Below are 18,451 nucleotides of genomic sequence, written 5' to 3'. Positions count from 1 at the left end.
TCAGCTCCGGTAAACCGGCTCTTCTTCGTCGAGGATCGCCTTGAGCTCGGCCAGATGGCGCTCGGCCTGGCCGGGATAGTCGTCCATTTCGCTGGCGGCCTTTTCGGCAATGGCGTCGGACAGCGTGCGCAGCGGCCGGCCGGTCCACAGCGCCTTGATGTAGGTCTCGGCGGCGCGCTCGAAATAGAACATGCGGTTGAAGGCGTCGGCGACGGTATCGCCGATGACCATCACGCCATGATTGCCCATCACCATTACCTTGACCTTCGGGTCGGTCAGAAGCTGTGAGCAGCGCTCGCCCTCTTCCTCGAAGGCCAGCCCGCCATAATGCGCGTCGACGACATGGCGATTGAAGAACATGGCCGAGTTCTGGTCGATCGGCGGCAGGGTCGAATCGGCCAACGAGGCCAGCACGGTAGCGTGGATGGAATGCACATGCATGGCGCAGCGTGCATGCGGCACGTTGCGATGGATGGCGCCGTGCAGCCCCCAGGCGGTCGGGTCCGGCGCATTGGGGCCGGTCAGCGTGTCCGAATCATTGGCGTCGATCAGCAAAAGGTCGCTCGCCTTGATGCGCGAGAAATGCACCTGGTTGGGGTTCATCAGGAATTTGGTGCCGTCCTCATTGACGGACAGCGAGAAATGATTGGCCACCGCCTCATGCATGTTGAGCCGTGCGGTCCAGCGGAAGGCGGCGGCGAGATCGACGCGCTCCTCGTAGTAGGGCAGGTTGGTCAGCGTTTCCTTCTGCAGGCGGGCGATGCTCATCTGAAAACCTCCGTTTTCGAGAGAATGCCGCGCCCGACCTTGGCCAGCAACCGCAAACTGGTGGGTCAGGCTGTCCTGCGTCAGGCGGCCGAGCGTGCCGACTGCAGCCCGCCATGCTCGACGATGAAGTCGATCACCTCCTGCAGACCCTTGCCGCGCGACAGGTCGGTGAAGCCGAATGGGCGCTTGCCGCGCATGCGGGCGGCGTCGCTCTCCATGACATCGAGGTTGACGTTTACATAGGGCGCCAGATCGCTCTTGTTGATGACCAGGAAATCGGAACGGGTGATCGCCGGCCCGCCCTTCCTCGGGATCTCCTCGCCCTGGCAGACCGAGATGACATAAAGCGTCAGATCAGCCAGATCGGGCGAGAAGGTGGCGGCGAGATTGTCACCGCCGGATTCGATGAAGACGATGTCGAGATCGGGAAACTTTTTGTTCAGCCCGGCGATCGCCTGCAGGTTGATCGAGGCGTCCTCGCGGATGGCGGTGTGCGGGCAGCCGCCGGTCTCGACGCCGACGATGCGGTCTTCCGGCAACGCCTGCAGGCGGGCCAGCATCATGGCGTCTTCCTTGGTGTAGATGTCGTTGGTGACCACGGCGATGGAAAAATCATCGCGCAGCGCCTTGCAGAGCTTTTCGGTGAGCGTCGTCTTGCCGGATCCGACAGGACCGCCGATGCCGATGCGAAGAGGGCCGTTGGCCTGGGTCATGCCGAAAACTCCGTGATGGCGAGGATTGCGAAGCTGAGCCCGATCAGCAGGCACAGTGGCGAATAGAAGCTGACATCGAGCCGCGCAAAAGGCTGCTCCGGCGCCAGCCGGCGCCACCAGGGCGTGAAGCCGGCAATACCGCGGCCGAGGAACACCAGCCCGATCAGCATCGCTGTGGCGGCAAGGCCTTCCCTTGGAAAGGGCGAGGCAAAGACGCCTGCGAGCGCCAGGGGCCACAGCGTCGCCAGGCACAGGCACGCGGCGACGGCAAAACAGGCAAACGGCGTCGGCATCTCGTCGACGTCGCGAAAGCCGACAACAGCGTGGGCGCAGGAAACACCGTCTTTGCCCGGCCAGATGCCGCCAAGGCCCCAATAGGCATGTAGCGCGGTGATCAGCAACAGGACGGCCGAAAGGGCGAAAGCGAGCGTGGTCATGAGCGGAACAGCCTGGAATACTGCGTCTCGTGTTTCATCGCCATGACGTCGGAGATGAAGGCGCAGCCGCCGAGATCGTCCAACGTCGAGCCGGCGGCGCGCGCGGCCGTCGACAGCGCCAGCGGCTCGAATCCGGCGAGCAGGGCAGTCGCGCCGCTTTGGCCGATGACGCCTAGTCGTATGGCGGCCTGGACAAGGTTGGAGAAGAAGGCCTGCAGGAAGGCGGACAGCGCGTCCTGAAGCGCGATGCCGTTGCCGCCGGCAACGGCGCCGACGGCGACACAGTAAGCGCATTCGGCCGGCAAGCGGCCCAGCACGGGATTGGGCCAGGCCGATGCCGCCTTCAGAAAGGCGGCGCCTTGCAGCATGGTTTCGGTGTGGCGCTCGTGCGATCCGGCCAGCGCTTCGGCGAGATCGGCAATCTCGGCGAGGTCGCCGCCGTCGCGGGCGCGGCGCCAGGCCTCCGTGAACAGCACGGCGTCGTTCCAGCCCGAGCCCATGTCGACCAGCGTTTCGAGCCAGCCGGCAAGGCTTTCGCTGTCGGCCGCCAACCCGTCATGCACGGCGCGCTCGAGGCCGTGGCTGTAGGAGAAGCCGCCGACCGGAAAGGCCGGCGACAGCCACGCCATCAGCCGCAGCAAAGCAATGCCAGAAGGCTGGTCAGTCATGATCGTGATGGTGCCCGTCATGGGAATGGCTGTGAGAATGGGACTCGCTGTGGGCGTGAGAATGCCCATCATGGGAATGCGCTTCGGCGTGGCTGTGCGCATGCGCATGACCATGATCGTGGCCGCCGGAATAGGCGCCGCGCACCGGCTTGAACGGCTCGGAAACGTCGCGCACGGTGGCGCCGAGACCTTCCAGCATCGCCTTGATGACGTGGTCGCGCAAAATCAGGATGCGGCTGGGCTCGATCGCCGCCGCCAGATGCCGGTTGCCGATGTGCCAGGCAAGCTCGGTCAGATGCACGCCGTCGCGGGCGCGGATGTCGTAGACCTCTTCAGGTGCCGCGGTGATCTCGATATGGCGGCCATCCTCCAGCGCCAGCCGGTCGCCATCGTTCAGGGTCACAGGCTCGGGCAGGTCGACCAGCACTTTGCTGCCGTCAGCCAACTCGATGGCGCGGCGGCGCAGATGCCGCTCGTCATGGGGCAGAACGGCGCGGCCGGATGGTGCGGCGGCCCCCGCTTTGCCGGCAGGCAGCACCGAGACGGCGCGTGGAAATTTGGTGAAGTCGGTGTTGAGGTTGAGTTTCATTTCATCGCTCCGCCATTGGCTTGCGCCCGCGCCCGGGCCGGCCGCGACAGCAGGCGGTCGAAATAGGCGTTGACCCGCTCCGATTCGATCGGGAATTTTCCGGCGCGGGCCCAGTTGCCCATGTCGCCCAACAGCACGTCGACGGCGGAAAACCGGTCGCCGAGCGCAAACGGCTTGTCGCCCAGCCGGCGATCCAGCGCCTTGGTCTCCGAGGCGAAATCGTAGACGGCGGCGGGGCCAACATCGACCCGAACTTCCTTCGGCAGCAGGAAGCGATGGCGCAGCTTGTTCCACAGCGGCGCCTCGAACTCCGACTGCGCGAAATGCATCCAGGAATCCATTTCGGCACGCCCGGCGACACCCGGATTGGCGCCCATCCCTTTGTCGGCATGCTTGTCGGCGAGATAGACGCAGATCGCCGCCGAATCCGTCACCGTCAGTTCGCCGTCGATCAGCACCGGCACCTTGCCCGACGGGTTGAGCGCATAGGCTTCCGGCGAACGCAATTTGACCTCGACGAATTCATAGGGCTGCCCGAGTTCCTCAAGCATCCACAGAACACGGCTGACCCGGGATCCACGTGATCCAATGGCCTTGTACATAGTTGAACCCTCTTTCCCTTAGACCGTAGACCATCGCGCTCGCTCAGACGATGGTGTCGAAGAGCCGCAGGATGAACGATACTTGATAGATCAGCGTGCCGACGACGAAGGCGATGTGGAAGCGGCGGTCGCGCACCAGTATGGCGGCAATGCACAGCGCCACGAAGACCGGCGTTCGGAACAGATACTCATTGCCGTAGCGGGCAAAATGCTCCGGGCCCTTCAGCAGCGTGTCGACGACATCGAGCAGATAGGTCGTCGCCAGCAGGCCGAAGAACCAGCCGCGGCGCGAATAGAAGAAATCTTCGTAGCTGGTGTAGTCGAGCATCGAATCCGGAAACAGCAGCGCGCACAACAGGAACAGCGTGATGGCGTAGAAGATGAGGAACAGGTACTTGCCGAAAGTCCAGGTCTCGATGGTGTAGAGCCCAAACTCCCACCACCAGAAATGCACCAGCAGCAACAGCATGGAGGCGACCCAGGCGAGGTGCACGGGGTAGAGCTTGTACTGGCCGGGATGCTGGACGATACGGGCGATCCCCGACAAAAGGCGCGTGACGCCGAGCCCGATCACCATGCCCATGACGATGCGGATATGCGGGAAGATGTCGTGGGCGGAGGCGATTTCGGTGGCCATGGGCCTCAACAAACAAAGCGGAGGTAGAGGGCGCGCGCGGGAATCATGGATTGCTAATCCCGCAGGAAATCATCCATCGAAAGTGGGTCGCCCGGCCAAAATCGTCCATCAAGCGCCTGCTTGCCTGTGAAAGGCGGTTCGCTTGGAAATTGCGATTTCCTCAGGCCTGTCTCCTGAATCGCGAGAGGCAAGGCATCCTTGTAGGCTTCATCAAAAATCTGAGAAGGATAGCGACGAAGGCTGGGACTGTCCTTGACGATACCTTCAATCCAGACACGCTGTTCCGAGATTGAAGATTGCCAGCTGTGGCACCTGTGGCCTGGCTGAAATTCCCATTTCAGGAGGTGTGCGATCAGTACCCGCATCCGGCTGCGGATTTCCCTTCGGTCGCTTCTCCCCAAGCTTTCTATTTCCTCGGCAAGATTCTCTCGGTCGAGATCGGAGAGACGACCGTCACGCAGCAGCGCACTCTGCTCGGCGCACCACTGGGCGTAGTCTGTTTCATAGGGCGTCAGCGCCCTGAGGCGATCAATCCTGTTCATATGCGTATAATGCCCTAAAGCACGACGGGTTTAAACGGCTTCCTGAGATTGGCGAGCGGCAAGGCCGCTCAAAACAGAAAATACCGCTGAGCCATCGGCAGCACGGTTGCCGGCTCGCAGGTGAGCAACTCGCCATCGGCGCGAACCTCGTAGGTTTCGGGATCGACCTCGACATGCGGCGTGGCGTCGTTGAGCACCATAGAATGCTTGCCGATGCCGCCGCGGGTGTTTTCGACGGCGACGAACTGCTTGTCGACGCCGAGCCTGCCGTGCAGGCCAGACTCCAGCGCCGCCTTGGAAACGAAGGTCACCGACGAGTTGGTCCTGGCCTTGCCATAGGCGCCGAACATCGGGCGGTAGTGCATCGGCTGCGGCGTCGGGATCGAGGCGTTGGGGTCGCCCATCGGGGCGGCGGCAATCATGCCGCCGATCAGCACCATGTCCGGTTTCACACCGAAGAACGCCGGGTTCCAAAGCACGAGATCAGCACGTTTGCCGACCGCGATCGAGCCGATATCCTTCGACAGGCCATGCGCGATGGCCGGGTTGATGGTGTATTTGGCGATGTAGCGGCGGACGCGGAAATTGTCGTTGTCGCCGGTCTCCTGCGGCAGCGAACCGCGCTGGCGCTTCATCTTGTCGGCGGTCTGCCAGGTGCGGATCGCCACCTCGCCGACGCGGCCCATGGCCTGGCTGTCGGACGAGATGATCGAGAAGGCGCCGATGTCGTGCAGGATGTCTTCGGCCGCGATGGTCTCCTTGCGGATGCGGCTTTCAGCAAAAGCGATGTCCTCGGGGATCGACGGCGACAGATGGTGGCAGACCATCAGCATGTCCAGATGCTCGGCCAGCGTGTTGACGGTGTAAGGCCGTGTCGGATTGGTCGATGACGGAATGACGTTGGGCAGGCCGCAGACCTTGATGATATCGGGCGCATGGCCGCCGCCGGCGCCTTCGGTGTGGAAGGCATGGATGGTACGGCCCTTGATCGCCGCGACGGTGTTTTCGACAAAGCCGGACTCGTTCAGCGTGTCGGTGTGGATCATCACCTGCACGTCGTAATCGTCGGCGACCGACAAACAGCAGTCGATGGCCGCCGGCGTCGTGCCCCAGTCCTCATGCAGCTTCAGCGAACAGGCGCCGCCCAGCACCATTTCCTCCAGCGCTGCCGGCAGCGAGGCATTGCCCTTGCCCGACAGGCCGATGTTCATCGGGAAAGCGTCGAAGGACTGGATCATGCGCGCCATGTGCCAAGGGCCTGGCGTGCAGGTCGTCGCCAGCGTGCCGTGCGCCGGGCCAGTGCCGCCGCCGAGCATGGTGGTGATGCCCGACATCAGCGCTTCGTCGATCTGCTGCGGGCAGATGAAGTGGATATGCGCGTCGAAGCCGCCGGCAGTCAGGATCTTGCCTTCGCCGGCGATGATCTCGGTGCCGGGGCCGATGATGATGGTGACGCCATCCTGCATATCCGGATTTCCGGCCTTGCCGATGGCCGCGATGCGGCCGTCGCGGAGGCCGATATCGGCCTTGAAAATGCCGGCCGTGGCATCGATCACCAGCGCATTGGTGATGACGGTGTCGACCGCACCCTGGGCGCGCGACACCTGGCTCTGGCCCATGCCGTCGCGGATGACCTTGCCGCCGCCGAATTTCACTTCCTCACCATGGATGGTGAGGTCCTGTTCGACCTCGATGAACAGTTCGGTGTCGGCAAGCCGCACCTTGTCGCCGACAGTCGGACCGTACATCTGCGCATAGGCGGCGCGGGTAATTCTAGCCATCAGTCAATGCTCCCCAAAGCGGTCTGGCCGCAGCCGAACTCCACATCGTCGCCATCCAATGGTCATGCAATGACCCACTCGGCGACACCTTCTGATCCCATTTGGCCGTTGAGGTGGGCGTGCCACCCCAAACCGCCCGTTTGCCAAATCCTTGGCCAATTCGATGGAAGGAAAATCCATGCTCAAAATCATCGTTCTTGCAGCCGTTGCCACACTTGCCTCCGCGACCATTGCCGGCGCCCAGCAGCAGCCGACGCCGCAACCGAAGCCAGCGGCGCCCAGCGCTCAACCGGCGGCGCCGGCGATCCAGAAGGTCAATATCGTCGATATTAGCGAATTGCCCCAGGCCACCCAGACGCAGGTCAATCAGGTGATCGCCCAGCGTGGCGATGCCGGCCTGCAGAAACTGCGCTCTTCGATCGACGCGACGCCGCAGATCAAGTCGGCGCTCGAAGCCAAGGGGCTCACCTCGGCACAGGTGGTGGCCGCCAGCATGACGACCGATGGCGCGCTGACGCTGGTCACCAAGAAGGCGAGCTGACGACCGGGCCTGGCGGGCCGGTATCCGGTCCGCCGGCCCTATTGCGGAGGGAACCTTCGCCGGGCAGCAGTCGTTTGGTTCCTTTGGCGCCGAGCGGCGTTGCGCAGGAAAGTCTGCCAGGAGCGAGCGATGCCTACCATTCCCTTTGCCGACACCAGATGGCTGCACGCCATGGCCGCTTGCGCATTCCTCGCCGCCTTCGATGCGCATGCCGCGCAAACCGTTGAAAGCCAGGAGACCGTGGACCGGATCGTCGGCTCCAATGTCCGGCAGGAAGAGGCGCGGACGGAGACGCAGACCAAGAAGATCATCTCCGCGATCGAGCGGACGCGTGAGAACATCGGCACAGTGCGCAAGACATCCAAGCTCGACAGCGTCGATATCGTCTTCCTCACCGATGCGGCGCGCAGTGAGGGCGGTCCGCCGCCGGCTGTCGAGAACAAGGTCAAGGAGCACCAGGACGACATCACGGAATTGCGCGAGGAGATCGAGGCCAACGCCTTGCTGTTCAACGCGATCGATTCCAGGCGCGTGTTGGCGCAAGACGTTCTGGCCGTCGAATTCGACGATCCCGGAAAGCTCGTCATCTATGCGGCGGCCAAGCCGCCGGGCTGAGCCAGAGGCGCTCGACGCCGTCGATCTCACAGTCTGCCCATGATTTTCTGCTGAAAACCGTAGACCTCGCGTTTTCCTCCGAGCGGCACCAGCGTGACGTCACGCTGCTGTCCCGGCTCGAAGCGCATCGCCGTGCCGGCGGCAATATCGAGACGCATACCGCGCGCTTTGTCGCGATCGAATTTCAGCCCCTCATTGGTCTCGAAGAAATGGTAGTGGCTGCCGACCTGGATCGGCCGGTCGCCGCTGTTGGCGACTTTCAACGTCACCGTCGGCAGACCCTTGTTGAGCTCGATGTCGCCGCTTGCGGTGATGACTTCGCCGGGGATCATGCTAGGCCCTCACAGAACGCCGAAGACCAGGCCGACGCCGACCGCAGCACACGCCGCACCGGCGGCGCGGGCAAGGCCGCGAAAGCGCAGGCCGAGACCGAGGCCGGCGGCGATGCCGACGGCATGGAGAAGCGCGGTGGCGACGGCAAAGCCGGCCACATAGTCAAGCCCGCCGGCATTTTCCGGCACTTCGGTGCCATGGGCATGGCCGTGGAACAGCGCGAACAGGCCTATGATGGCGACGCCGGCCGAGACCGGCAGGTCGACCGCGAGTGCCACCAGCAGGCCAAGCGCGACGACGGAGGCCAAAATGCCCGGTTCGACGAAAGGCACAGGCACGTGCAGCATGCCGAACGCGCCGCCGACCAGCATGACGCCGACAAAGGCCAGCGGCCAGGCCCAGATCGCCTTGCCGCCCTTGAGCGCGGCCCACAGACCAACGGCGATCATCACCGTCATATGGTCGAGACCGGACAGCGGATGCGCGAAGCCCGCGGTGAAGGACGAGGTGGTGCCGATGCCGACATGGGCATAGGCGGGCATGGCCGCCGCCAGCAGGAGGATTGCGGCAAGCGCAGTGCGTTTGGTTGAAGCGGAGATCATCGGTCTACCTTCCAATTCAGGATAACAATCACGCGGCCTTTCGGGGGCCGCAGCCTTCGGCCTTGAGCACGCGTTTGGTCGAGGCCGGATATTTCTTCAGCTTCTCTGCCGGCCGGATCGGACGCGCGGAAAAATTGCCACCGCAGTTCGGGCAGACGCCACCCAACACGTTTTCCACACAGACGGCGCAGAAGGTGCATTCAAAGGTGCAGATCAGCGCATCCGTGGCTTCCGGCGGCAGGTCCTTGTCGCAGCATTCGCAATTGGGCCTGAGTTCGAGCATCGCTGCCTCCTCACCTGATCGGTTCGTGCACGGTCACCAGCTTGGTGCCGTCGGGAAATGTCGCCTCGACCTGGACGTCGTGGATCATCTCGGCGATGCCTTCCATGACCTGCGCACGGGTGACGACATGGGCGCCGGCCTCCATCAGTTCGGCGACCGGGCGGCCGTCGCGGGCGCCCTCGACGACGAAATCTGTGATCAGCGCGATCGCTTCGGGGTGATTGAGCTTGACGCCGCGTTCCAGCCGCTTGCGCGCCACGATCGCCGCCATGGCGATGAGCAGCTTGTCCTTTTCACGCGGCGTAAGGTTCATGCGCTTTCCTGGATTTGGCCTGGATTTGGTTCAGAGTGACCATAATTTGGGCAGACCGGCCCGCCCGTTGAGCAGTTCGACGAGCGGAACCAGCCGCTCGCGCAGCTGATAACCGTCCTCGGCAAACAGCCTCGCAAGAAGCTTGCCAGATTGTTTCACGCTCCAGGCGCTGGCATCGCCCTCGGCGCCGATGATGTCGCGGGCCGGCTCGAGCAAGGCTTCGGCCTGCGGTGAAACCATCAGCAGCGTCGCCACGGCAATGGCGCCACGGGCAACGGCCGGGCGGCCAAGGGCTGCCGCAATGGCCGGCCCGATGCGGAAATCCTCGGCATGAATGAGCGCGCCGTCCTGGCGGACCCGCCAACGGTCGTGGAAATGGCCGTGCGCGGCCTGTTCGCCCATGGCCAGGCGGCCAAAGACCGTGGCCTCGAGCAGCAATGCCTCGGCGCCTGCGGCAAGCTCGACGTCGAGCGTGCGGGCAAAGGCCGAGCGGTCGAAGACGATGGTTTCCTGCGGCAGCCAGGCGATGCGGCCGTTCACGCCGACGCTGAGCTTTACCCGCACTTCGGCACGGTCGCTTTCGGCGCGATAGATCTTTTCGCAGGCCTGGGTGGTTATGGAAGCGGAAGCGCCGGCGCCGACATCTATCTCCCAGCCAAGCCGATCGCCGCCAGTCAGCCCGCCCGCGGTGTTGATGAGCACGGCTTCGAGCGGATCGGCCGCGACGGCCGGCATGCGGATCTTGGCCGATCCGTCCTGATAGAGGCGCGAAAGCCTCGTGCGGCCGGCACTGACGCCGCATGCAAGCCGAGCCGCACCGGCGACGCGCTGGGCCGACTGAGCCGAGATCAAGCCATGTTGCAACGTATCCATCGCCCCAACGTTAAGCACTCCGGCCGCTTTGTCGATATGGTGCTTGTTGATATAGCTTGTTGCTTGACAGCGTTTCCGTTTCTATAGAGGGAGCCTCTTTGGAACGGTCATGCCGCGCCTGGCGGGGTTTTGAAGGCGACGGCGATTTTCATTCCAGGCAACAGGGGCGCCAACCGATCGGCACCCGAAATGAAAAAATTGGGGAAGGAATCGAATGGCTGACGAGCTGGCAACGGAAATCATCGCCAAGATCAGGGCACATGCGGAGCCCGGCGGCGAAGAGATCACCACCAATACGGAATTGACCGCGCTTGGCATCCATTCCTTGGAACTGACCGAGATCATCTTCGATCTCGAGGAGCAGTACGGCATCGAGATCGAGATGAACACGGTCGATGCATGGAGCAATCTGAAGAATGTCGGCGATATGGTTGAGGCTGTTCGCGCGCTGATCGCGAAAAAAGCTTGAGCTGAATGCAAAAGCGCGTCGTCATTACCGGCATCGGCGGCATATGTGGGCTCGGCACCAATGCGCCTGCGATCTGGAACGAAATGCGCGCCGGACGTTCGGCGATCGGCCAGATCGACAACCCGCTGCTGCATGATTTGAAGGTCAAGGTCGGCTGCGAGATCAAGGCGATGCCCGAGCATGGCATCGGCCACAAGCAGACCGTGTCGATGGACCGCTTCAGCCTGTTGGCGACGATCGCGGCGCGCGAGGCCATGCAGCACGCCGGCCTGACGTCGAACGAAGCCACCACCTACCGGATGGGCACGGTGGTCGGCGTCGGCGTTTGCGGGTGGGAAGCGATCGAGGAAAACTATCGCGCCATCCTGATCGACGGAAAGAACCGGGCCGGCATCTTCACCGTGCCGAAAGTCATGCCAAGCGCGGCATCGGGCCATGTCAGCATGAATCTCGGCCTGCGCGGGCCGGTTTTCGGCGTCACCTCGGCCTGCTCGTCGTCCAATCACGCTTTTGCCTCGGCGGTCGATCAAATCCGCCTTGGCCGCGCCGACGTCATGGTCGCCGGCGGCACCGATGCGCCGCTGGTCTGGGGCATTCTGAAGGGTTGGGAAGCGCTGCGGGTGCTGGCGCCCGATACGTGCCGGCCGTTCTCGGCCGACCGTCAGGGCCTGTCGCTCGGCGAAGGTGCGGCCATGGCGGTGCTGGAAAGCTACGAGCATGCCATGGCGCGCGGCGCCGACATTCTGGCCGAGATTGCCGGGGCCGGTCTTTCCGCCGACGCATCCGACATCGTCGCGCCGACTGTCGAAGGACCGACAGCGGCGATGCGCGCCTGCCTGGCCGACGCCGGGCTCAACCCCGAGGACGTCGACTATCTCAACGCCCACGGCACCGGCACCAAGGCCAACGACCAGATCGAGACGGCCGCGATCAAGCGCGTGTTCGGCGATCATGCCTACAAGCTCTCGGTGTCGTCGACCAAGTCCATGCATGCCCATTGCCTCGGCGCCTCGGGCGGCCTGGAGATGATCGCCTGCGTGATGGCGATCCGCGAAGGCATCGTGCCGCCGACAGCCAATTTCCGGCAGGCCGATCCCGATTGCGATCTCGACGTCACGCCCAATGTGGCGCGCGAGCGCAAGGTGCGGGCGGCGATCAGCAACGGTTTTGCCTTTGGCGGCACCAATGCCGTGGTGGCGTTCAAGGCAGTCTGACGGCAAAGCGATCTGACCACAGGCAGCCGGACTGCTGATGAAGACTGTGTGTGCACTGCCGGTCGGTTGATCGGCAAAGTCGCCGCGGATAATCCTTCGCAACCCGCCAAACGGCGCGATGCCGCGCCAAATTCCCGACCGGAGCTTTCGATGACCGACCTGTCCGCTTTTCCGATCACCAAGCGTTGGCCGGCCAGCCATCCCGACCGCCTGCAGCTCTATTCGGCGACGACGCCGAACGGCGTGAAAGTGTCGATCGCGCTCGAAGAACTCGGCCTGCCCTACGAGGCGCATCTGGTCGAGATCGGCAAGGACCAGAGCTGGACGCCGGAATTCCTGTCACTGAATCCGAACGGCAAGATACCGGCAATCATCGACCCCGACGGGCCTGGCGGCAAGCCGTTCGGCCTGTTCGAATCCGGCGCTATCCTGCTCTACCTCACCGACAAGACCGGCAAGCTGATCCCGGCCGATCCGGCGCGGCGCTACGAAACCATCCAGTGGGTGTTCTTCCAGATGGCGGCGATCGGACCGATCTTCGGACAGGTCGGCTTTTTCAACAAGTTCGCCGGGCGAGAGATCGCCGACAAGCGGCCGCTGGACCGCTACCGCAACGAATCGCGGCGGCTTATCAGCGTGATGGAGACAAGGCTGAAGGGCCGCCGCTGGATCATGGATGACGATTTCACCATCGCCGACATCTCGATGCTGGGCTGGGTGCGCAACCTGATCGGCTTCTACGAAGCGCGCGAACTTGTCGGCTTCGACGACTTCCCCACCGTCGCGGCATGGTTGGAGCGCGGCCTGGCGCGGCCTGCGGTGCAACGAGGCCTCACCATCCCCGCCAAGGCCTGATGATCAAAGCCGCTTGAAAGCGGCTTTTCCCTTTTGCTTGACGCAATTCCCAAGGGAAAGCGCTCCGCGCTTTTCCCGGGAAAACCGCTTCACACTTTTCCTGGAATTGCTCTACTTTGCCTTGGCTTTGGCCTTGGAGGCGCCTCTGCCCATGACAGACGCGGCGAACGAGGCCGCGCCCCTGGCGGTGGCGACAACCGCGCCGGCGGCGACGTTGGCTACATTGCGCATGGTACCCACCGAGCTGCCGCTGGTTGCCGGCTTCTTGGCCTTGGCGTGCTTTGTCGCCACCTTGGCCGCTACGCCCGGCACCACCTTCTTCGGCGCCGCCTTGCCGAAAGCCAGCTTTGCATCCCTGGAGCGCTCCGCAATTGCAGGGCCTGCGCCTGCTTTTGCCTGAGTGGCCTTGGCTGGCGTTGCCCTGGATTTGGCGGCTGCGGGTTTTCTTGCTTTGGTTGCCATCGGACGAAATCCCTCTGTGGCTAAGTTGCCTCGTGAGGGATAACGACCTGAAAGTCTTAAGGTTCCCGTTCGGAATTGCTGAGAATTAAGCGGGATCGCCGACAACCAGGTCGGCGGAACGCCGGCGGCCAAGCACGCGATCGATGTTGGGCATGTCGTTGGAAGCGATCCAGGCGCGGGCGTCTTCGTCGGAACGGCCATGCTCGTGCCAGCGCACCAGCAGCCGGCGCTCGAGTTCGGTACGCGGCACATCGACAAAGATGGTGAAGTCGAACAAGGGCGCCAGCCGCGACCACGGCTCCTCGTCGAGCAGCAGGTAATTGCCCTCGACCAGGATGAATTTGGTCTCGGCGGCAACGATGGACGCCGCGGCGCGCGACAATTCCATGCTGCGGTCGAACACCGGGACGGCGATGTCGGGCTCGCCCGAACGGATGCGCTTCAACAGCGTTTCGAAACCGGCGAAATCGAAGGTTTCAGGCGCGCCTTTTCTTGGCCTCAGACCGCGCTGGTTGAGCACGATGTCGTCATAGTGAAACCCGTCCATCGGCACGACTTCCGAGGCGCCTTCCGGCAACAGATCATGCAGGCCGGCCGACAGCGTCGACTTGCCGGCGCCGGGCGGGCCGGCAATGGCGACGATGAAGCGCTTCGCCTTGCCGGCGCGCTTGAAGATGGTGGCGGCGAGATGGGCGATTTCGGACATGAGAGCCTTTTTGCAGCCGGATGGTTTCAGCCCTCATCTTGGCGGCTGTTGGCGGAAATTTCAAACCGGGATTTGCGATGCCGGCAGGCTACGCCGACTTGCCGATGCGCAGGAAATCGCTGTCGAAGGCGACGTCGCGGGTCGAGCCATCTGCTGCCACCAGGCGCATCTGACCATCGGCCGTGACGATATCGCGCGGCGGCTCGCCGCTAGCCTGCGGCAGCGCGCCGATGACATGGCGGAAGGAGACTTCGCCGCCGAGCGCAAAGGCGGTCGCCACGCATTCGCGCTTCAGCCAGTTGTCGCCGATCGATGCGGCATGGCCGACAGCGGCGCGGCCGTCCTCGATGCCGAGCACGCCGCGATGGCGGCCGCTCCACGGGGCGTAGTCGCGGCCGCCATTGCTGAACCACAGCATGGTGACCGGCAGTTCGGCCGGGTTCTTCAGCACCAGAACCAGATCCTGTTCGGCCCGGCGCGCCAGCGCCGTCCAGCCCGGACCGCCATGATCGGCCTCGACCATGGTGATGAAATCCTCGCGCTGATCCTCCATGCGGTAGTCGGTGAGATCGAGCGTGCCGCCGCCGGTGGCCGGAAAGCGTGTCAGATCGGTGGTGCGCGCGGGATAGGCAAGCCGGAAGCGGCCGCGGGCCGGGTCGGGCTCCAGCGGTGTGTCCAGCGTCGCCACAAAGCGCTTCGGCGAAAAGGCCAGCCTGCCGCCGTCGCGCATCGCTGTCATCGGATGGTGGGCGACGGAAACGGCGCCCGAGCCGCCGGAAAAGACATGTTCCTGGTAGAGGAAGGGATGACTGTTACGAAGCGTGAAGATCTTGTCGACCGTGGCACCCATCACCGTACGGCGCAGCCGGAACACAGCCCGCCAGCCGTCTGATGTCGCTTCGCTGGCAACGACATCCCAGCCGCTGTTGGCCGGCCAGCCATGCAGCGGCGCGGCCTCGATATCGCTCGCCGAAAACGGTGCGCAGAGGAAATCGCCCGACAGCCGAATGGTGCCTTCAGGCAGGTCCGGCGGCAGCGTCTCGCCCGCATCGACCCAGGGCGCGCGGTGCAGCGGTTTCAGCTGGCGGCCATCGCTGTCGACCGTCATGTCGGCGATATGGCCGACGGAGAGGTCGAGCGTGACCGAGATGCCTTTTGCCTTGATCGTGACCGTATCCATCCGTGCACCTGCTGATTCTGATGGGAGCGAACAAACCCGCTCCGCGACGGATGCGCAAGCACAGCTTCCCGCATTTTGCATCAGGGCTATTTTCACCCTCCCCACAAGGGGGAGGGTCGGCGCCTACTGCCGCTTGTATTCCCTGACCGGCGACTTGGTGCCGTCGGTGTAGGTGACCTGCACCGCCATCGACGTCACGCTGTCGGCGACCTTGAAGTAGGGCTGGTAGTCATAGGGGATGGCGTAGGGATCCTTCTTGTCGCAAGGCGGCATCTTGATCTCCTTGTCGAGCGCCGTGCCGTTCAGGCTGTAGCGCACCTCCTTGATGCCGCAACGGTACGACAGCATCTGCGAGAAATAGACCAGGCCGTGATTGCCGCTGGCGTCGAAGGCGATCCACGACGTCCAGAACTGGTCGAGGATCTGCTTGTTGCCCTGCTGGAGTGCGGCTTCCGGATCGAAACTTATGTTGAACGGCCCCGTCTCGCGGCCCCTGAGATCGAGATATTTCACCCCGATGGTGGTGGCCGTGGTGCTGTCTGGCAATTCGAAGCTCGGATTGGGCATCGGCTTGCCAGTGCGCTGGTCGTTCATCGCCATCAGCCCGGTGTCGGTGAACGGACCGGATTCACCCAGTCGCCAGGAAATGCCGGTCGCTGCCTCGGGCAGCGAGATGGAGATTGTCCAGCCGGCGTTGGAGCGCATCGGCGTCAGCGACGGCGCGAAGCGGGCGGGGTCGAGCACGTCGCCAAGGGCGGTCAGGCGGCTGCGGCTATGGTCAAGCCAGTCGGCAAGCTGCGTCTGGTCGACGAAATATTTGAGCAGACCGCCATCCTTTTCGTAACCCATGAATTTGGTCAGCGCGGTCGCTTCGCTGCGCTTGTCGGACAGCGACTGGACGCCGAGGCGGTCCTCGGAAAACTCCTGCGCGAGCAGATAATAGGCCGGCGCGAAATCCGGATTGGCCGCGATGAAGGCATTGAGCTTGTCGAGACGCTGAGCATCGTCGAACTGCAGGATATGGACCAGCTTGATCGACAATGCCTTGGCCTTGTCGGCAAGCTGGCCGAACACTTCGCGGGCACCGGCCTTGCCGTCCTGCACGCGCAGCAGCGTGGCAAAGCGGGTGTAGGGATCGACGGCGTCGACGTCGAAGCCGGCAAAAGCGAGATAGGAGCGGCGGGCATTGAGCATGTCGCCGGACAGCTCGTAGACGCGGGCATTGTGGTAGAATTCGTCGGGCCGCTTCGGCTCGGCAATCGCTCCGCCTTGCGCGGCCAATGCGGCAAAGCCCTTGGCGATGGTGTCGATGGAGGCGGCGATCTGCTCGGTGGTCGCCTGCAGCTTGTCGGCCTGCTCGGCCTGTTTCTGCTGGCCGGCAGCAAGCGTTTCGGTGGTCTGCTTGACCTGATCTACGGTCTTTTGCGTCTGGGCGCCCTGTTCGGTCTGCTGCTGCTGGTTGGACGCAATCTCCTCGGTCTTTTTCGCCACCGCGTCGGTCGACTGCTTGACCTGGTCGACCGTCTGCTGCGTCTCGGTCACCGTCTGCTCGATTTTGGCCACCCTGGCCGAGACGATGCCCATCTGCTGCTGCAGTTGCGCGATGGCCGGCACCAGGCCGGCGATGATCCCGTTCTGCGAATTGGTCTGTTGCTGCAGGCCGTAAACGCCGCCGGCAACGGCTGCAGCGCTGGTGGCAAAGATCAGCGCCGGCAGCGCCCTGGCGGCCAGCACTAGCCGCAGCACGATGGCGATGGCGATGATGACGGCGGCAACCGAAGCGACCAGCGCGATATAGGCAGCGAACGGCGCCAGCGGATTGAGGATGTCGGAGGCGGCACCACCGATGAAAGCGACGCTGCCGGCCCATTTGCCGGTGCGGCTGAGCGATGCCCTGATAAGAGATGGCGCAGCCGCGCCGAAGTCACCGGTCATTGTCAAATCCCCCACGCAATTGCCGCCTCTATAGCAGCAGCGCGACCCCGCAGGCAAAACAGGACAGTAAACAGGCGATTTCGGGGCGGGTGGACGATAGAAGGCCCCCTCATCCGGCCGCTTCGCGGCCACCTTCTCCCCGAGGGGAGAAGAGACGAGCACCATCGCCGGCTTCCTCCTCTCCCCTCGGGGAGAGGTCGGATTGGCCCGAATTGCTCTTCGCAATTCGGTTGGCAATCCGGGTGAGGGGGACCTTTGAGAGCGAGTGATGGGCAGCGAATCCCCTATAATCCGTTGCCGGCGCCGTTAACCAAATGGACGAAGGCAATGGGTTAGGCTAGGTTCCGGCCCTCTCAGCAACGCCGGACTTGCCTTGCCCGACTTCCATTTCCCCTCCCTCATCCAGAAATTTGCCGCCTTGCTGCTGCTCGTCTTCGTTGCCGGCTGCAGCACCACCGCGCCGGCCGATAGCGTGCTGGCGGTGCCGGCGGCGCAGGAGAAATATGCGGCCATCGTCGTCGATGCCGGCTCAGGCAAGACGCTGTTCGAGGTCAGTTCGACGGCGCAACGCTATCCGGCGTCGCTGACCAAGATGATGACGCTCTATCTGCTGTTCGAGGCGCTGGAGTCCGGCCGCGTCTCCAAGGAGACGCAGATCCCTGTCTCGGACCACGCCGCCCGGCAGCCACCGACGAAGTTGCGCTTCCGGCGTGGCGAGACGATCGACGTCGATTCCGCCATCCGGGCGATGGTGGTGAAATCGGCCAATGACGTGGCGGTGGCGGTCGGCGAATATCTCGGCGGCTCGGAGGACCAGTTCGCCGCCATGATGACCTCGAAGGCGCGCCAGCTCGGCATGACCAGCACCAATTTCCAAAACGCCTGCGGCCTGCCCGACGACGGCCAATACACGACGGCGCGCGACATGGCGGTGCTGGGTATGGCGCTGCGTAATCGCTTCCCGCAGCACTTCCACTATTTCTCCGAAAGCGATTTCATGTTCCGCGGCCGGCTGGTGCGCGGCCACAACGACATGCTGGGACGGGTGCGCGGCGTCGATGGCATCAAGACCGGCTATATCAGGGCCTCCGGCTACAACATCGTAACCTCCTACAATGCCGACGGCCGGCATCTGATCGTGGTGGTGATGGGCGCCGACAGCGCCCGCCAGCGCAACGACCATGTCGAAGCGCTGATCCAGCGCAGCCTCTCGCCGACGATGGCCGACACGAAGACGCGGCTGATGTTTGCCCGGCAGCAGCAACCGGCTTCGCCGCTTCCCGGTCTGCCGGATTCGGCGCTTCCCGGGGTACCAGCTCAATAGCGGCCGGCT

At 63.7% G+C, this 18,451-nt stretch carries 24 protein-coding genes; 6 read left to right on the top strand and 18 right to left on the bottom strand.

The window, feature by feature from the left end; all coding sequences use genetic code 11:
• From AC1DYO_RS00815 to ureC, 9 genes are all read right to left on the bottom strand, one after another.
• Nucleotides 1–768: a class II aldolase and adducin N-terminal domain-containing protein gene (locus tag AC1DYO_RS00815; protein WP_477259376.1), complete on the bottom strand. Its 768-nt coding sequence runs from the start codon at nt 766–768 to the stop codon at nt 1–3.
• Between the two features lie 80 nt (nt 769–848).
• Nucleotides 849–1,481 (bottom strand): urease accessory protein UreG, encoded by a 633-nt coding sequence (gene ureG / locus AC1DYO_RS00810; protein ID WP_023695873.1) that lies wholly within the window; start codon nt 1,479–1,481, stop codon nt 849–851.
• Nucleotides 1,478–1,918 carry a DUF3995 domain-containing protein gene (locus AC1DYO_RS00805; protein WP_477259374.1) on the bottom strand — a complete coding sequence of 147 codons (441 nt, stop codon included), beginning with the start codon at nt 1,916–1,918 and terminating at the stop codon, nt 1,478–1,480. Before AC1DYO_RS00805 ends, ureG begins: the two co-directional genes overlap by 4 nt.
• The gene (locus AC1DYO_RS00800; protein WP_477259868.1) at nt 1,915–2,586 is read right to left on the bottom strand and encodes an urease accessory protein UreF; all 672 of its coding nucleotides are present in this window, start codon (nt 2,584–2,586) and stop codon (nt 1,915–1,917) included. Before AC1DYO_RS00800 ends, AC1DYO_RS00805 begins: the two co-directional genes overlap by 4 nt.
• Nucleotides 2,579–3,175 (bottom strand): urease accessory protein UreE, encoded by a 597-nt coding sequence (ureE, locus tag AC1DYO_RS00795; protein ID WP_477259372.1) that lies wholly within the window; start codon nt 3,173–3,175, stop codon nt 2,579–2,581. Before ureE ends, AC1DYO_RS00800 begins: the two co-directional genes overlap by 8 nt.
• Entirely contained in the window at nt 3,172–3,777 is a 606-nt protein-coding gene (locus AC1DYO_RS00790) for a glutathione S-transferase family protein (RefSeq protein ID WP_477259370.1), read from the bottom strand. Before AC1DYO_RS00790 ends, ureE begins: the two co-directional genes overlap by 4 nt.
• A gap of 43 nt (nt 3,778–3,820) precedes the next feature.
• Nucleotides 3,821–4,414, bottom strand: a complete 594-nt coding sequence (locus AC1DYO_RS00785; RefSeq protein WP_477259368.1) for a hypothetical protein — start codon at nt 4,412–4,414, stop codon at nt 3,821–3,823.
• Nucleotides 4,415–4,467: 53 nt separating this feature from the next.
• Nucleotides 4,468–4,956, bottom strand: a complete 489-nt coding sequence (locus AC1DYO_RS00780; protein ID WP_477259366.1) for a DUF29 domain-containing protein — start codon at nt 4,954–4,956, stop codon at nt 4,468–4,470.
• A gap of 68 nt (nt 4,957–5,024) precedes the next feature.
• Nucleotides 5,025–6,737: an urease subunit alpha gene (gene ureC / locus AC1DYO_RS00775; RefSeq protein ID WP_477259364.1), complete on the bottom strand. Its 1,713-nt coding sequence runs from the start codon at nt 6,735–6,737 to the stop codon at nt 5,025–5,027.
• A 178-nt stretch (nt 6,738–6,915) separates the two neighbouring features.
• Here ureC and AC1DYO_RS00770 point away from each other — a divergent pair, with 178 nt between their 5' ends.
• Nucleotides 6,916–7,278 carry a hypothetical protein gene (locus tag AC1DYO_RS00770; protein ID WP_477259362.1) on the top strand — a complete coding sequence of 121 codons (363 nt, stop codon included), beginning with the start codon at nt 6,916–6,918 and terminating at the stop codon, nt 7,276–7,278.
• A 129-nt stretch (nt 7,279–7,407) separates the two neighbouring features.
• Nucleotides 7,408–7,893 (top strand): hypothetical protein, encoded by a 486-nt coding sequence (locus AC1DYO_RS00765; RefSeq protein WP_477259360.1) that lies wholly within the window; start codon nt 7,408–7,410, stop codon nt 7,891–7,893.
• 26 nt (nt 7,894–7,919) lie between these two features.
• Here AC1DYO_RS00765 and AC1DYO_RS00760 read toward each other — a convergent pair whose 3' ends face one another.
• From AC1DYO_RS00760 to AC1DYO_RS00740, 5 genes are read right to left on the bottom strand one after another with little or no spacing between them, the layout of a single operon-like run.
• A complete protein-coding gene (locus AC1DYO_RS00760; protein WP_142867982.1) occupies nt 7,920–8,225 on the bottom strand; it encodes an urease subunit beta in 306 nt (101 codons plus the stop codon).
• A gap of 9 nt (nt 8,226–8,234) precedes the next feature.
• Nucleotides 8,235–8,828 (bottom strand): HupE/UreJ family protein, encoded by a 594-nt coding sequence (locus tag AC1DYO_RS00755; RefSeq protein WP_477259357.1) that lies wholly within the window; start codon nt 8,826–8,828, stop codon nt 8,235–8,237.
• Between the two features lie 28 nt (nt 8,829–8,856).
• Nucleotides 8,857–9,111 carry a DUF1272 domain-containing protein gene (locus AC1DYO_RS00750; RefSeq protein ID WP_477259355.1) on the bottom strand — a complete coding sequence of 85 codons (255 nt, stop codon included), beginning with the start codon at nt 9,109–9,111 and terminating at the stop codon, nt 8,857–8,859.
• A 10-nt stretch (nt 9,112–9,121) separates the two neighbouring features.
• Nucleotides 9,122–9,424, bottom strand: a complete 303-nt coding sequence (locus AC1DYO_RS00745) for an urease subunit gamma (protein WP_023693076.1) — start codon at nt 9,422–9,424, stop codon at nt 9,122–9,124.
• Nucleotides 9,425–9,454: 30 nt separating this feature from the next.
• Complete coding sequence (locus tag AC1DYO_RS00740; protein ID WP_477259353.1) at nt 9,455–10,297, bottom strand: urease accessory protein UreD; 843 nt, start codon at nt 10,295–10,297, stop codon at nt 9,455–9,457.
• A 214-nt stretch (nt 10,298–10,511) separates the two neighbouring features.
• On the opposite strand from AC1DYO_RS00740, the gene AC1DYO_RS00735 reads away from it, so the two are divergent.
• From AC1DYO_RS00735 to AC1DYO_RS00725, 3 genes are all read left to right on the top strand, one after another.
• A complete protein-coding gene (locus AC1DYO_RS00735; RefSeq protein ID WP_023671226.1) occupies nt 10,512–10,766 on the top strand; it encodes an acyl carrier protein in 255 nt (84 codons plus the stop codon).
• 5 nt (nt 10,767–10,771) lie between these two features.
• Complete coding sequence (locus AC1DYO_RS00730; RefSeq protein WP_477259351.1) at nt 10,772–11,980, top strand: beta-ketoacyl-[acyl-carrier-protein] synthase family protein; 1,209 nt, start codon at nt 10,772–10,774, stop codon at nt 11,978–11,980.
• A gap of 150 nt (nt 11,981–12,130) precedes the next feature.
• On the top strand, nt 12,131–12,835 hold the full coding sequence (locus AC1DYO_RS00725; protein ID WP_477259349.1) for a glutathione S-transferase family protein: 705 nt from the start codon (nt 12,131–12,133) through the stop codon (nt 12,833–12,835).
• A 111-nt stretch (nt 12,836–12,946) separates the two neighbouring features.
• Here the strand turns inward: AC1DYO_RS00725 and AC1DYO_RS00720 are convergent, their stop codons facing one another.
• The 4 genes from AC1DYO_RS00720 to AC1DYO_RS00705 all read right to left on the bottom strand — a co-directional run bounded on the left by AC1DYO_RS00720 (nt 12,947) and on the right by AC1DYO_RS00705 (nt 17,118).
• Entirely contained in the window at nt 12,947–13,297 is a 351-nt protein-coding gene (locus AC1DYO_RS00720; protein WP_477259347.1) for a hypothetical protein, read from the bottom strand.
• 85 nt (nt 13,298–13,382) lie between these two features.
• Complete coding sequence (locus AC1DYO_RS00715) at nt 13,383–14,003, bottom strand: nucleoside triphosphate hydrolase (protein ID WP_477259346.1); 621 nt, start codon at nt 14,001–14,003, stop codon at nt 13,383–13,385.
• 88 nt (nt 14,004–14,091) lie between these two features.
• Nucleotides 14,092–15,183 carry a hypothetical protein gene (locus AC1DYO_RS00710; protein ID WP_477259344.1) on the bottom strand — a complete coding sequence of 364 codons (1,092 nt, stop codon included), beginning with the start codon at nt 15,181–15,183 and terminating at the stop codon, nt 14,092–14,094.
• A 123-nt stretch (nt 15,184–15,306) separates the two neighbouring features.
• Nucleotides 15,307–17,118 carry a methyl-accepting chemotaxis protein gene (locus AC1DYO_RS00705; protein WP_477259342.1) on the bottom strand — a complete coding sequence of 604 codons (1,812 nt, stop codon included), beginning with the start codon at nt 17,116–17,118 and terminating at the stop codon, nt 15,307–15,309.
• A gap of 373 nt (nt 17,119–17,491) precedes the next feature.
• On the opposite strand from AC1DYO_RS00705, the gene AC1DYO_RS00700 reads away from it, so the two are divergent.
• On the top strand, nt 17,492–18,442 hold the full coding sequence (locus AC1DYO_RS00700; RefSeq protein WP_477259340.1) for a D-alanyl-D-alanine carboxypeptidase family protein: 951 nt from the start codon (nt 17,492–17,494) through the stop codon (nt 18,440–18,442).
• Nucleotides 18,443–18,451: the final 9 nt, after the last annotated feature.

The sequence above is a fragment of the Mesorhizobium sp. P2_F5 genome (assembly GCF_056403715.1).
The sequence above is the reverse complement of the archived record's forward strand: the minus strand, read 5'-3'. Positions and strand labels throughout refer to the sequence as shown.